Here is a 14,167-nt window from a genome sequence, read left to right on the forward strand (position 1 = left end):
CGAACAGCCACGGCGCCTCGTCGTCGACGGCCACGCTCTCCCCGTCGAGGATCAGCTCGACGCTGGCCACGCCCGACTCCGCGTCGCTGGCGTCCACGCTGACGTCGAGGGTGATCTCGAGCTCGGTGTAGCTCGCCCCATCCTCGGGCGAGGTGATCGCCACGCTCGGCGCGTCGACGTCGGTCACGAAGGGCTCGCCGCAGGTGCTCAGGGGCAGGGCCGGACCGGGGGCGGGGCAGCCCTCGTCCCAGGCCGGCTGGGTCAGCAGCGGCTCGGTCGTGAAGGCCTTGCAGTCCGGGCCGGGGTTCCAGGTCCCGTCGATGTCGTGGCAAGGCGTGACGTCGATGTTCGAGAACTCCTCGATGAAGGCCGCGGCCTCGTGGACCAGGGCGAAGTAGCCGTAGCCCGCCCCGCAGTTGGCCGAGCCGCCGGTGACGATGCCGAACACGTGCCAGCTGCCGTCTTCGTACTGCAGCATCGCCGGCCCGCCCGAGTCGCCCAGGCACACGTTCGAGCCGACCTCGCCGACCACGAGGGTGTCGGTGTCGTCGAGCTCGGTGAGCACCGAGACCTGAGCCCAGCGCTTGGTCCCGTAGCCCTGGTTGCCGTCGGTGTTGCCGAAGCCGATGATCGTCGCGCTGGCCTCGAGCTGGAGTTCGTCGACGCCGCAGCCGAACACGGGCGGGGTGATGGGCACGTCGTCGACGGGCAGGACCAGGCGGCAAAAGGCGAAGTCGCCCCCGTTGACGCCGTTGTAGAGCTCGGTGTCGTAGTCGGGGTTGTCGAGGCAATAGGCGATCGGCATGGTCCGCGCCGGGTTGAACATGTCCTCGCCGAAGATGGCCTCCTCGGGCACGCCGCAGTGCGCCGCGGTGACGATGATCTCCGGGTGGATCAGCGTGCCCGTGCACAGGTCGTCGCCGTAGGGCAGCGCGACGACCGAGGGCCACTGGCACTCCTGCGCCTCGAGGGCCCCGGAGATCAGCGGGCTCACGCCCTCGTCGGGGGTCGCGGGCTCAAAGGACTCCGCCGGCGGGCTGGCGTGCGCCAGGGCGGGGATGCCGAGCAAGGCGGCGGCGGCGAAGAGCGAGACCTCGATGGCGCGGCGCGGACGGGCAGTCATCGCCGACCACCATAGCAGTCGATCGCAATCGCGCCCGGGGTAGCGAAACGCGCCCGAGGGTCCTCCTTCGGGCGCGCGAAATCGGCCAGCCCCGCCGTTGGGGACGGGGCATCGCGCAACGCGAACTAGTCACGCCGACGGCGCAGGCCGAGCAGCGCGAGCAGGGCCAGGCCGCCCAGGCCGTAGCCGCCCCCGCGCCCGGGCTCCGTCGAGCACGCGCAGCCCTCGTCGCCCACCCCGGGCTCCATGCCGAAGGTGTCGAAGCCGTCCTCGCTGCCGACCTCGTCGGCGCCGTCGTCTTCCTCGTCGCCCTCGTCCTCGCCGCCCGACCCCCCCGAGCTGCCGACGGTGATCGTCACGGTGTCCGAGGTGGCCACGTTGCCGCTGAAGTCCTCGGCGGTGGCGACGAGCTCGAAGGTGCCGTTGGGGAAGTTGGCGCCGTCGAAGATCCACGGCTCCTCGCCCTTGGTCGCCGCGAGCTCGTCGTTGACGTAGAGCTCGACCTGGGTCACGCCAAACTCGACGTCGTCGGCCGCGACCACGATGTCGAAGGCCGCCTCGCCCGACTCGTAGGTCGAGCCGTTGGCCGGGTCGGTGATCTTGACCAGGGGCGGGTTGTCGTCCGGGGGCGCGGTGTAGTCCGGGCCGCAGGTCGAGAGCGGGCCCGACAGCGCCGTGGCGCAGCCGCTGTTCCACGACACGTTGGTCGCCAGGGTCTCGGTCGCAAAGCCCCCGCAGTCCGGGCTCGGGTTCCAGGTCCCGTCGGCGTCGTGGCAGGGCGTCACGTCGATGCCCGAGTTGGCCTCGATGAAGGGCACGGCGCGGTGCATCAGGGCGTAGACGTCGGCCCCCTGCCCGCAGGGCGGGCCGCCGGACACGATGCCGAAGGTGTGCCAGCTGCCGTCGGGGTACTGGATGTAGGCCGGGCCGCCCGAGTCGCCGCCGCAGGCCGCGTTGCCCACGGAGCCGACCGCGACGGTCTCCGAGTCCTGGGTGACCGGGGTCTGGATGTCCGCCTCGGACCAGCGCTTGGTGCCCGCGCCCTGCTCGCCCTGGTTGTTGCCGAAGCCGACGATCCAAGCCGACTCGCCGGCTTGCAGGAAGTCGAGCTCGCAGCCCATCACCGGGGGGGTGATGGGGATGTCGTTGACGGGCTGGGAGAGCTTGCAAAACGCGTAGTCCGTCCCGTTGACGCCGTTGTTGACCTGCGACTCGTAGTCGGGGTTGCGCAGGCAGTAGTCGACGTTGACCACCCGGCCGACGTCGTTGCCCGACTCGCCGAACACCATCTGGTTGACGTAGGGGCAGTGCGCCGCCGTGGCCACGATCTCCGGGTGGATCAGCGTGCCCGTGCAGATCGCGTTGTTGAACAGCAGCGTCGTCGTGGGCCACTGGCAGTTTTGTGCCGGCGTCCCACCGGAGATCAGCGGGTCTTGGTCGACGTCGGGCCCGTCCACCTGATCGGGTGCGCCCGCGTGTGCGAGGGAGGACGCGAACACGAGTGGGAGGGACAGCGCGGCCAAAAAGGTGACAGGGGGGAGAGGGCGCCAGCGGCAGGCCATGCGGCAGTGTACCAACGAAATTCCCCCACAGCTCCTCAAAGCGCTGATTCCAACGGAACATTCAATCCTTCCGGATGCATTCGAATTCTCCCATACGAGCCCATCATCGGGCGTTCGATGACTTCGTGAGCAGAGCCGACAAAGTCGACCCGAACTGTGCGGGTTGCGCTTACGAATCGCATACGACCCTGCGCGATCGGGGTGTGTCCGAACACGCGCTCAGGGGCGAACGATGGGCCTCACTCCAGCTTTGAGCCCTCGCGAAGGCCGCACCTTCCATTCGGTCGCGAGCGCGTGATTCCCACGTCACGGCTCGTCCCCACCCGGGGGCCCGCCTTACTCTGGAAGGGACCCGGTGATAGCGTGAGCCCATGAACTACCGCGCCTTCCGAGGACTCGCGGCTTACGCCTTGAAGCGACTTCAACTGCCCCTGAGCCTGGCGATGGCCCTCGGGCTGACCAGCTGCAACTCCGGCCTCGTCGAGTCGAACACCACCGCCGCCGACGACATCGGCTCCGAGGGCGAGTGCACCCCCGGCGCCGAGGGCTGCCCCTGTGACATCGGCGCGACTTGTGACGAGGGGCTCAGCTGCGTCGACGGGACCTGCCAGACCCCCGTGTGCGGCGACGGGGTCACCGACCCGGGCGAAGAGTGCGACGACGGCAACGACAGCAACAACGACACCTGCCTCAACGAGTGCATCCTGGCCACCTGCGGCGACGGCTTCGTCGGCCCCGGTGAGGGCTGCGACGACGGCAACGACAACGACGACGACGGCTGCACCAACGACTGCGCCCTGGCCAGCTGCGGCGACGGGGTCGTCGACGAGGGCGAGGCCTGCGACGACGGCAACGCCAGCAACTCGGACAGCTGCCTCAACACCTGCGTCAACGCCTCGTGCGGCGACGGGCACATCTGGGTCGGGCTCGAGGACTGCGACGACGCCAACCCGGACAACACCGACGACTGCCTGGCGACCTGCGAGCAAGCCACCTGCGGCGACGGCTACCTGTGGTCGGGCGAGGAGACCTGCGACGACGGCAACGACGTCAACTCCGACGCCTGCCTCAACACCTGCGAGCCCGCCAGCTGCGGCGACGGCATCGTGTGGGCCGGCGAGGAGGAGTGCGACGACGGCAACTCCAGCAACACCGACAGCTGCGTCGAGGGTTGCAAGGCCGCGACCTGCGGCGACGGCTACGTCGGCCCCGGGGAGGGCTGCGACGACGGCAACGACGTCAACGACGACGGCTGCACCAACATGTGCAAGTCGCCCAGCTGCGGCGACGGCGTCGTCGATCCCAACGAAGAGTGCGACGACGGCAACGACGTCAACACCGACAGCTGCACCGACACCTGCTCCAACGCCGCGTGCGGCGACAGCTACGTCCAGCCCAGCAACGGCGAGCAGTGCGACGACGGCCAGGCCAACTCCAACGCCAACGCCTGCACCTCGACGTGCCAAAACGCGACCTGCGGCGACGGCTTCGAGTGGGCCGGCAACGAAGAGTGCGACGACGGCAACGACGTCAACACCGACGACTGCGTGATGGGCTGCCTCGACGCGACCTGCGGCGACGGCTACCTGTGGACTGGCTTCGAGGACTGCGACGACGGCAACACCGTCGCCACGGACGCGTGCACGGACGTGTGCGACGAGGCCGTGTGCGGCGACGGGATCGTCGAGCTGGGCGTCGAGATGTGCGACGACGGCGACTTCGACAACGACGACGAGTGCACCGTCAACTGCATGCCCCCGGCCTGCGGCGACATGTTCATCCAACAGGGCGAGATGTGCGACGACGGCAACTCCGACAACGACGACGACTGCGTCGGCAACTGCGAGACCGCCTATTGCGGCGACGGCTACGTGCACGCCACGGACGAAGCGTGCGACCACGGCGGCACGCCGGACGAGAACTGCGACTCCGACTGCATGATCCCGCCGATGATGGACACGGGCGGCTGAGCCAGGGCCAGGGCCTTAGAGCCCTCGCCTCGGTGTCACGCCGGGGTGCAAAAAGCGAGCAATTCCACGGCTCACCGTCGCCTCCCGCGGGGATCCGTGGGAGCCTGATCCGCGCATGATCTTCCTCGTCATGTCGATCGCCGCCGTGGTGATCTTCGTCGCCCTGCCCCTGGCCGGCACCGCCCACGCCGTCCTCGCCTGGCGCCGCGACGACAAGCGCCGCGCCCTCGTCGTCGGGGCCCTCGTCGCCCTGGTCCTCGCCGTCGGCGTCGACGCCTTCTTCGTCGAGCCCCGCGCCCTCGAGGTCACCCACCTCGAGATCGAGACCGACAAGCTCGACGCGCCGCTGACCGTCGCCGTGCTCGCCGACGTGCAGACCGACCACCCCGGCGACTACGAGGCCGCGGTGTTCGCCATGGTCGCCGCCGAGCAGCCGGACTTGATCCTGTTCCCCGGCGACTTCGTGCAGGTCCGGCCCAGCGAGTTCTCCCACCAGTCATACGAATTCAACAAACTCCTCCGGGCCGCCGCCTTCGACCCGCCCCTGGGTGCCTTCGCCGTCCCCGGCAACATCGAGGCCGAGCAGCCCGAGCGCTGGCCCGAGAGCTTCGAGGGCACGGGCGTCGAGACCTGGCGCAGCCGGACCCGCGCCGACCTCGGGCCCCTCGTGCTCACCGGCCTGCCCCTCGGCGACAGCTTCGACGCTGCGCTGACCCTCCCGCCCGAGGACCCCGAGCGCTTCCACATCGTGTTCGGCCACGCCCCCGACTTCAGCCTCGGCGAGGTCGGCGGGGATCTGCTCGTCGCCGGGCACACCCACGGCGGCCAGGTCCAACTCCCCTTCATCGGCCCGCTGATCACCTTCTCGCGGGTCCCGCGAGACCACGCCGCCGGCCACACCGTGCTCGACGACGGGCGCTCGCTGGTCGTGTCCCGCGGCGTCGGCATGGAGCGGGCCGCGGCCCCGCGGCTGCGTTTTCTGTGCCGACCCGAGCTGGTGTTCATCCACCTGGTCCCAAAAAAGTGAAGCATGAACATTTTATGAACAGACTCTGAACATAGTCTCACTGCCAACAAACCGGCCAGTCAGATTATAGACAGACAACAAAAGATATTTTTTTCGACTACCGCGACGGGTCTCTATTGCTATAGAAATTTCATGTTGCTAGTCGCGCCACCCCACCCCGCCATGGTCGAAGAACAGCGCGAGGTCGGGGCTCGATCCGTCGACTTCCGCGATCCTCGCGGTCACGCGAGGGCGTTCTTTGTCAGCCCAGTGGCCATTCGGGTGCGAACTCGGGGCTTCATCGACCGAAACATCGTCGAGTCGCTATTCGCTACCATCGACGACCATTTCGCCACACTGTCCGAAAACACACCACGCGCAGTGTTCATGGATCACCGCGCGGCAACCGGGGTCAGCTGGGGCAACGCGATGCATTCGCTGCGCTGGTACATCCGCCGCCATGAGCGGGTGGTCGTGCACATGCTCGTGGCCGAGCTGCACCCCTTCATCCGCTTTGCGATCGCCCTTTGCTACCCCATCCTCGCCCGCGAGTGCGCGTTCCACTCGAGCGTCGAGAGCTTCGACGCGGCCCTCGCGGAGCGCAGCCAGGGATCCGCGCGGGTGCTCGAGAAGCACATGCGCGAAGCCGCCCCTACGCCGCTCTCGCACCCTGGGCCGGCCTAGGGACCCTGCGCGCACCGCTCCAACGCGCGCCTTGGTGAGTCACGGACGCCCTCCCCCCGCGCACCCGCCAGCTTGTTAGGCTCAGCGCGCCATGCCGGCGACTGATGCCAGCACGCCAGGCCACGACGAGCCGACCCTGTTGGTCGACGAGTCGAGCGTGGTGGATCCGATGTCTGCGGCGACCTTGCCGGGGCTCTCGACCCACGAGGGCAACCTCGGCGGGGACCCCCTCGAGCCCGAGCCCGACCCGGCCCGCATCGATCACTACGTCGTCCTCCATCGCCTCGGCGAGGGCGGCATGGGCATCATCTTCGCGGCCTACGACGAGCGCCTCGATCGCAAGGTCGCGCTCAAGCTGCTGCGCCGACGGCAGCGACACGGGACTCGACTGATCCGCGAAGCCAAGGCCCTGGCCAAGCTCTCGCACCCCAACATCGTCCAGGTCTACGAGATCGGCAGCTTCCGCGGCGCGCCCTACATCGCCATGGAGTTCGTCGACGGCGTGACCCTCGGCGAGTGGCTGTCGGCCGATGCTCGCTCCCTCGCCGACATCCTCGAGGTGTTCCGGGCGGCCGGACGGGGGCTCGCGGCGGCGCACCACGAGCGCCTGGTCCACCGCGACTTCAAGCCGGCCAACGTCATGGTCCGCGCCGACGGCCGCGTGCTGGTCATGGACTTTGGCCTGGCCCGCGGTGACGACGGGAGCGAAGCCAGCCTCGACGCTGAAGATGGAGCCGACCAGCGGGCCGAAGGCGACGAGGTCGACCTGCACGGCTTCGCCCTCGCCTCGAGCGCCGCGATCTTGCACAGCAACCTGACGGTCACCGGCACCATGCTCGGGACCCCAGCCTACATGGCCCCCGAGCAGTTCGCGGGCGAGCGCGGCGATCCCTTCAGCGACCAGTTCAGCTTCTGCGTCGCGCTGTGGCAAGCCGTGCACGGCGAGCGCCCCTTCGTCGGGGACAACCTCGCCGCCCTGTCCCTGGCCGTGACCACCGGCGATCGGCGGGCCCCGAGCCGCCGCGACGTCCCAGGCTGGCTCAACCGCGCCATGGCCCGCGGGCTCCACGAGGACCGAGCCGAGCGCTGGCCGTCGATGGAGGCCCTGCTCGAGGTCCTCGACGCCGACCCCGAGCGGCGCCGTCGCAACCGCTTGACGGCCCTCGGCGTCGCGGGAGCCCTCGCCGCCACCCTCGGTGGCATCTTCGCCCTGCAGCACCGCGCCGCCCAGGCCCGCGCGGGCGCCTGCGAGCTCGAGGCCGCCGCGATCGCCGAGCACTGGGACGCCGACGCCCGCGAGGCCGCGCGCGCGGCCTTCTCGAGCACCGAGCTGAGCTACGCCGACGAGAGCTTCGGGCGCGCCTCGGGGTGGATGGACCGCTACGCCGCCGAGTGGACCGACGCGCGCCGCGAGGCCTGCATGGCCCGCCCGCCCGAGGCCACGGGAGAGGACCCGCGCTCGGCCTGCCTCGACGAGCACCGGGCCGAGTTTGCGACCCTCGCCGAGGCCTGGACCCGCGCCACCCCCGACGCCGTGACCGACGCGGTGGTGGCCGCCGCCGAGCTCCCGATCATCTCGCTGTGCGCCGACGAGCGCTGGCTGAACTTGCGCGAGCGCCCCCCCGCGGACCCGGCCACCCGCGAGCGCGTCGCGGCCATCCGCGCGGACCTGGACCAGCTCCGCAGGCAGATCCAGGAGGGCCAGCGCGAGGCCGTCCGCGGGCCCCTCGACGAGGCCCTCGCCGCGGCCGAACTCCTCGGCTGGGACCCCCTCGTGTCCGAGATCCAGCTCGCCCGGGCCAGCAACGAGCGGACCCTCGGAAACTTCGAGGCCGCCCGCGGAGCCTACGAGGCGGCCTTCTTCGCCGCCGGTCGGGCGAGCGACGACCTCCGCGCCCTCGAGGCCGCCTCGGGCCTGACCGGGATGCTGGGCATGATCCTGGCCGAGTTCGAGCTCGGCCGTCACTGGGCCGAGCTCGCCCAGATGCTCCTCGACCGCATGGACCTGCGCGGGGCGACCCAGGAGGCGCGCATGCTCAACAGCCTGGGCGCGATCCAGGCCTCGACCGGCGAGCAGGACGAGGCCCTCGCCAGCTTCGAGCGCGCCCTCGAGATCTGGCGCGGGCTGTTCGGCGAAGAGCACCCGGCCACGGCCAAGGCCCTGGGCAACCTCGCCGTCGTGCACATGATGCGCGAGGAGCTCGACGAAGCCATCGCCATCCAGGAGCGGGCCCTCGCCATCCGCGAGGACACCCTCGGCAGCCAACACCCCGACGTCGCCCACTCCCTGCTCAACCTCGGCCTCGCCGTCGAGCAAAACGCCGACCCCGACCGGGCCCTGACCCTCTACGGCCGCGCCCTGGCCATCCGCGAGGCCGTCCACGGCGCCGAGCACCCCGAGGTCGCCGCGATCGTCCACGCCATCGCCGCCTGCCACGAAAAGGCCGGCGACCTCGACGAGGCCCTCGCCGAGTTCGAGCGCGCCCTCGAGCTCGCCGCCGCCTCGCTGCCCGCCGACCACCCCGAGGTCCGCGGCGAGCACGAGGGCATCGCCCGCGTCCGCCTGGCCCGGGGCGAGCACGCCGAGGCCCTCGAGCACTACGCGGCCGCCCTCGACGGGCGCGACGAAGAGGCCCCCTCGGAGGCCCTCGCCGAGCTGTGCTTTGGCGCGGCCCAGGCCGCCCTCGGCGGCGGCGAGCTCGAGCGCGCGCGGCTCCTCGGCGAGCGAGCCGTGGCCGGCTTCGCCAAGGACAAATCCGACAAGCAGCGCGCCGAGGTCGAAGCCTGGCTCGCGGGCCTCGACGCCCCAACGCCCGAGCACGACGCCGCCCGCTGATCGCCGCTCGAGATCGTCGCTGCTCGCTCGGGGGGCTATGCTCTGCGCGATGCCCCTGCCCCCGGCCTACGCGCCCTCCCCCCTGAGCCAGGCCACGCGCCTGGGCATGGACCCCTACGGCCTGCTGCGCGACGCCAGGGATGCCCACGGACCGGACTTCACCCTGCGCATCCCCGGCGACCGCATGGCGGTGTTCAGCGACCCCGAGCGGGTCAAGGAGGTGCTGCGCCTGGCCCCGAGCCAGTTCGACGCCAGCGAGGTCAACGTGCCCATCAACCTCGGGCCCAACTCGCTGCTCTTCCTCGACGGCGACCGCCACAAGCGCGAGCGCAAGCTGCTGATGCCGCCCCTGCACGGCGAGCGGATCACCGTGTTCGGCGAGCTCATGGCCCGGCTCACCGCCGCGCGCGTCGACGCGCTCTTGGCCGAGACCAGCCCGGGCGCCTCCATCGACCTCATGCCCGAGTTCCAGCGCGTCACCCTCTCGGTGATCGTCGCCAGCATCTTCGGCGTCATCGACCCCCAGCGCCAGCGCGAGCTCGAGGGCCTGACCCTCGCGTGGACCCGCGCGGCCCTGGCCCAGAGCGTGTTCCTGGTCTCGATGATGACCAGCGGCGCCAAGGTCCGCGCCTTCCTCGAGCGCAAGACCAACGCGAGCCTGCGCTCGGGCGCCCACGGCCGCGCCTCCCTGCTCCGCCCGCTGCCCTGGCAGCGCCTCGCCGACGCCAAGGCCCGGGTCGTGGTCCGCCTGCGCGAGGAGCTGGCCGCGTGCCGTGCCGTCGATCCCGAGCGCCGAGCCGAGCGCAGCGACATCCTCGCCCTGCTCGTCGACACCCAGGACGAGCAGGGCCAGCCCCTCGACGACGCGCACATCATCGACGAGCTCCTGACCCTGCTCGTCGGCGGGCACGAGACCACCGCCACCGCCCTGTCCTGGGCCATGCACCACCTGCTGAGCGAGCCGACCGCCCTCGCCAAGCTCCACGCCGAGCTCGACGCCGCCGCCCCCGAAGGCCCCGCGACGCCCGCGAGCGCGTGGACCCCCGAGCGCGTCGAGTCCCTCGACTACCTCGGCGCGTGCATCGACGAGTCCATGCGCCTGAGCCCGATCGCGCCCGCCGTCGGGCGCCGGGTGGTCGGGCCCACGACCATCGGCGACTACGAGCTGCCCGCCGGCGTCGTGGCCTGGGCGTCGATCTACCTGGTCCACCACGACCCTGCGGTCTGGGGCGAGGACGCCGAGGTCTTCCGACCCCAGCGCTTCCTCGACGGCGGGCGCTTCAAGGCCAACCAGTACTTCCCCTTCGGCGGCGGCAACCGGCGCTGCATCGGTGCCGCCTTCGCCAACTACGAGATGCGGGTGATCCTCGCCGTGCTGCTCTCGCGCGCGCGCGTCGAGGCCGAACCCGGGGTCGTCAACCAGCCGGTCATCCATGGCTTCGCGGTGACGCCGAGTCAGGGCGTACGAGTTCGAATTCGTCCGCGAAGCGCATGAGCGGGCCGAAGCCGCGCGGCCTGGTGTTTCCACGCGAGCCGGCCCCCTCACAGGCCCGCTTCGACGTCGAGTTTCGCCAGCGCGGACTCGAGATCGGCGTAGCATGGGGCATGGCATCCTCCACCGAATCGAGCTCCCGCACCATCGGGACCGTCGCGGCTGCCCCGGCCGGCAACGTCCGCCTCCGAGACTCGCTGACCGCCCAGCTCGGCGAGGTCCTGAGCAACGCGCTGAAGGACCTCACCAGCCTCGAGGTCCGCACCCTGACCCTCGCCCCCGACGCGGGCGATGCGGGGGCTGGCCAGCTCCGCGCCTGCACGCGCATCGGCATCGACGGCGACACCGACCAGAGCATCCCGCTTCTGTCCAGCGGCGAGCCCGACGAGGCCCTGTGGCGGCTGCACACCGAGGCCGTCGCCCAGGCGCGCAAGGACCGGGCCGCGACCCTCGAGTCCGTGATGGCCCTGGTCCACGAGCTGTCCAAGCGCTGAGCGCCCCGTGGTCCACGAACTCGACTCCACCGCGGCCCTCGACGAGGCCCAGCGTCGCCTCGACCGAGTGCTGCGCAGCCTGGGTCCGCCGGGCAGCCCGAGGCCCGCGTCGGTCTCCTTTTCGGCCGGCACGGGCGACGCGGGCGACACCGACAACCCCGAGCTCGGGCTGCTCCGCGAGCTCGCCCAGACCCGACGAGGCGGGGCGCTCAGCTTCGCCGCCGGCTCCTCCGCGGGTGCCGCGGCGGACGCCGAGGCCGAGGCCGGGCTCTTGGCCCTCAGCGATCGCCTGCGCCTGAGCCTGCGCGTGGACACGCCGCTCCCCGTGCCGACCGGCAAGGACCCCGCGGCGGCGCCCCTGCTCGCGTCCACCCGGGTCACCCCCGGCGGCGACCTCAACAGCGTGTTCCGCCTGCCCCGCACCGACGACCCCGAGCAGCGCGCGGCCCTCCTCGAGGCCCACGCCCGCGCGCTCAGCCTGGCCATCGCCCAGCGACAGGCCCGCGCCCAGACCCTCCTCGCCCTCGCCGAGATGGCCGCCAAGATCGCCGCGGCCACGGCCGCGGGCAGCCCCTGGCTCGCGCTCCCGACCGCATGGCGCTTTTTGAAGCGCGTCCAGGCCGAGCGAGCCCTGCACGACGACCCGCCCACGCCTCCCACCGCCCCGCGAGCACGCCCGTGACCATCCAAGACCTCGACGAGCCCGTCCACTTCAACGGCATCAACGCCAGCTCTGGCGACTACCTGTTCGACTCGGTCAGCACCGCCGAGCTCGCCCAGGTCGCCGAGGGCCGAACCCTCGCGCGCGCCGACGACGACGACCAAAAGTCGCACCTCGCCGAGCTCGCCGACAAAAAGCGCCAAAAAGACAACCGCCACTTCGGCGTCAAGGAGGGCGTCGACGCGTCCAAGCTCGAGGAGTCCGGGTGGGCCGTGCTGTTCCCCGCGACCGGTCGGGACGCCGAGGCCAAGCGCGCCCAGGATGCGATCCGCGAGGCGCTCTCGCCCCTGCTCGCCCTGCGCCGGGCCCAGGCGACCAAGCTGCACGCGCACCGCTACCGCGAGTACCGGGGCGCCGACGGCTACCGGCCCAAGGAGAGCAAGGTCCAGCTGCTCGCCCGCCTCGGCGCAGGACCTGGCCCCGTCGACCCCGACAAGATCCCCTACTACATCCTCATCGTCGCCTCCCCCGACGAGATCCCGTTCCGCGTCCAGTACCAGCTCGACGTGCAGTACGCCGTCGGGCGCATCCACTTCGACACCCTCGACAACTACGCCAACTACGCGCGCAGCGTGGTCGCGGCCGAGACCGGCGGCCTGGCCCTGCCGCGCGAGGCCGCCTTCGTCGGCGTGTCCAACCCCGACGACGCCGCGACCCAGCTCAGCCGCGAGTTCCTCGTCTCCCCCCTCGCCGACAAGACCGAGGCCTGGAAGGGCCCCGACGGCGCGCAGTGGTCCGTGTCGCGCTACTTCGACGAGCGCGCCGACAAGGCCACGGTGTCCCAGCTGTTCGGCGGCCCGAGCACGCCCGCGCTGATGTTCACCGGCAGCCACGGCGTCGGCTTCGAGCTCGGCGACCCCCGCCAGCGCCGGCACCAGGGCGCGCTGCTGTTGCAGGACTGGCCCGGGCCCAACCACTGGAAGGGGCCGATCAAGGAGGAGCTCTACCTCTCGGGCGACGACCTCAGCGGCGGCGCCGGCATGCTCGGGATGATCGCCTTCAACTTCGCCTGCTACGGCGGCGGCACCCCGCGCTACGACGAGTTCGCCAAGCAGGCCTTCAAGGAGCGCAAGCCCATCGCCGAGGCCCCCTTCCTCTCCGACCTCCAGCGGCGCATGCTCGCCCACCCCAAGGGCGGCGCGCTCGCGGCCGTCGGCCACATCGAGCGAGCGTGGGGCTACTCCTTCATGTGGGGCACGGGCAAGCGCGGCGCCTCCGAGCCCGCCCTCGCCGTGTTCGAGAGCGCCCTCGAGGTCCTGATGAAGGGCGCCACCGTGGGCATGGCGATCGAGTACTTCAACGAGCGCTACGCCGAGATGGCCTCGGACCTGACCCTGCAGATCGAGGAGCTCGAGTGGGACCCGGACGCCGTCGACCCCTTCACCCTCGCCCACACCTGGACGTCCAACAACGACGCCCGCGGCTACGCGGTCATGGGCGATCCGGCCGTGCGCCTGTCCCTCGCGCCCCTCGACGGAGAGCCCCGGGGCCGCGACAGCGTGGTCCTCGGGCAGCTCCCCGCGCCGAGCTCCGAGTCCAGCCCCGAGTCCAGCCCGGCGACGACCGGCGAGGCCCCGACAGCGGGCGAGCCCGACGAGGCTCCCAGCGCGCAGGCCCCCGGCCCCGAGGCGGGCAACGTGAACTTCGGCTGGTTCGGCAAGGGCAAGGAAGACGAGGGCGAGGGTCGCCCTGCCGCCAACCCCGAGTCGGGCGAGGACGAGCAGCCCCCACCCGCCCCGCACGAAAGCCGCGGCACCATCTCGGGCTTCGTCAACCGCATGGCCGAGGCCCTCTCGGGGGCCGTCGAAGACGCCATGACCCTCGAGGTGCGCACCTACGTCAGCGCCGATCCGAGCGCCGCCGCGTCCGTCGACCGCAAGACCCTGGCCGAGCAGGGCGACCTGCGGGCGTTCACGCGCATCCGCATCGACGGCGACCTCGACGTCGTCGTCCCCCAGCGCGACGGCGGCATCGACAAGGAGCTGTGGGAGCTCCACCTGCAGATGGTCCAGCAGGCCCAGGAGACCCGGGCGCAGACGATCCAGACCGTGCTGACGGCCCTGGGCAACCTGACCAAGCTGTAGCGGCCCGCGGCACCGGCGGGCTCGGTGCCCGGTGCTATCCTCGAGTCCGCCGACTCGAACCATGGCCCCGCCCCCCGTCGAGATCGAAGCCCGCACCTACGGACCCGACGCCTCGCCCGCGGAGCTCGAGGCCCTGCGCGCTCGAGTCACGCTCTACAAGCCCGGCATCGTGCTCTACCGCGAGATCCCCAAGAC

The 14,167-nt window shown here is 71.3% G+C and carries 10 protein-coding genes; 8 read left to right on the forward strand and 2 right to left on the reverse strand.

Annotation, left to right across the window (positions count from 1 at the left end; all coding sequences use genetic code 11):
- On the reverse strand, positions 1 to 1,123 hold a 1,123-nt coding region (locus PPSIR1_RS34585; RefSeq protein ID WP_006975902.1), incomplete at its 3' end, for a trypsin-like serine protease.
- Between the two features lie 125 nt (positions 1,124 to 1,248).
- The gene (locus tag PPSIR1_RS34590; protein ID WP_006975903.1) at positions 1,249 to 2,580 is read right to left on the reverse strand and encodes a trypsin-like serine protease; all 1,332 of its coding nucleotides are present in this window, start codon (positions 2,578 to 2,580) and stop codon (positions 1,249 to 1,251) included.
- A 515-nt stretch (positions 2,581 to 3,095) separates the two neighbouring features.
- Between PPSIR1_RS34590 and PPSIR1_RS34595 the strand changes: the two genes are divergently transcribed.
- The 8 genes from PPSIR1_RS34595 to PPSIR1_RS34630 all read left to right on the forward strand — a co-directional run bounded on the left by PPSIR1_RS34595 (position 3,096) and on the right by PPSIR1_RS34630 (position 13,972).
- On the forward strand, positions 3,096 to 4,655 hold the full coding sequence (locus tag PPSIR1_RS34595) for a DUF4215 domain-containing protein (protein ID WP_198154684.1): 1,560 nt from the start codon (positions 3,096 to 3,098) through the stop codon (positions 4,653 to 4,655).
- Between the two features lie 115 nt (positions 4,656 to 4,770).
- Complete coding sequence (locus PPSIR1_RS34600) at positions 4,771 to 5,682, forward strand: metallophosphoesterase (RefSeq protein ID WP_006975905.1); 912 nt, start codon at positions 4,771 to 4,773, stop codon at positions 5,680 to 5,682.
- Positions 5,683 to 6,090: 408 nt separating this feature from the next.
- Positions 6,091 to 6,345: a hypothetical protein gene (locus PPSIR1_RS48640; RefSeq protein WP_157596283.1), complete on the forward strand. Its 255-nt coding sequence runs from the start codon at positions 6,091 to 6,093 to the stop codon at positions 6,343 to 6,345.
- Positions 6,346 to 6,436: 91 nt separating this feature from the next.
- On the forward strand, positions 6,437 to 9,181 hold the full coding sequence (locus PPSIR1_RS34610) for a serine/threonine-protein kinase (RefSeq protein ID WP_006975907.1): 2,745 nt from the start codon (positions 6,437 to 6,439) through the stop codon (positions 9,179 to 9,181).
- 49 nt (positions 9,182 to 9,230) lie between these two features.
- Positions 9,231 to 10,676, forward strand: a complete 1,446-nt coding sequence (locus PPSIR1_RS34615) for a cytochrome P450 (RefSeq protein ID WP_157596284.1) — start codon at positions 9,231 to 9,233, stop codon at positions 10,674 to 10,676.
- Positions 10,677 to 10,786: 110 nt separating this feature from the next.
- Positions 10,787 to 11,167 (forward strand): hypothetical protein, encoded by a 381-nt coding sequence (locus PPSIR1_RS34620; protein ID WP_157596285.1) that lies wholly within the window; start codon positions 10,787 to 10,789, stop codon positions 11,165 to 11,167.
- A 7-nt stretch (positions 11,168 to 11,174) separates the two neighbouring features.
- The gene (locus PPSIR1_RS34625) at positions 11,175 to 11,849 is read left to right on the forward strand and encodes a hypothetical protein (RefSeq protein WP_006975910.1); all 675 of its coding nucleotides are present in this window, start codon (positions 11,175 to 11,177) and stop codon (positions 11,847 to 11,849) included.
- Entirely contained in the window at positions 11,846 to 13,972 is a 2,127-nt protein-coding gene (locus PPSIR1_RS34630; RefSeq protein ID WP_006975911.1) for a hypothetical protein, read from the forward strand. Before PPSIR1_RS34625 ends, PPSIR1_RS34630 begins: the two co-directional genes overlap by 4 nt.
- Positions 13,973 to 14,167 lie beyond the last annotated feature (195 nt).

This window comes from Plesiocystis pacifica SIR-1, from assembly GCF_000170895.1.
In the GTDB taxonomy this organism is placed as follows: domain Bacteria; phylum Myxococcota_A; class Polyangia; order Nannocystales; family Nannocystaceae; genus Plesiocystis; species Plesiocystis pacifica.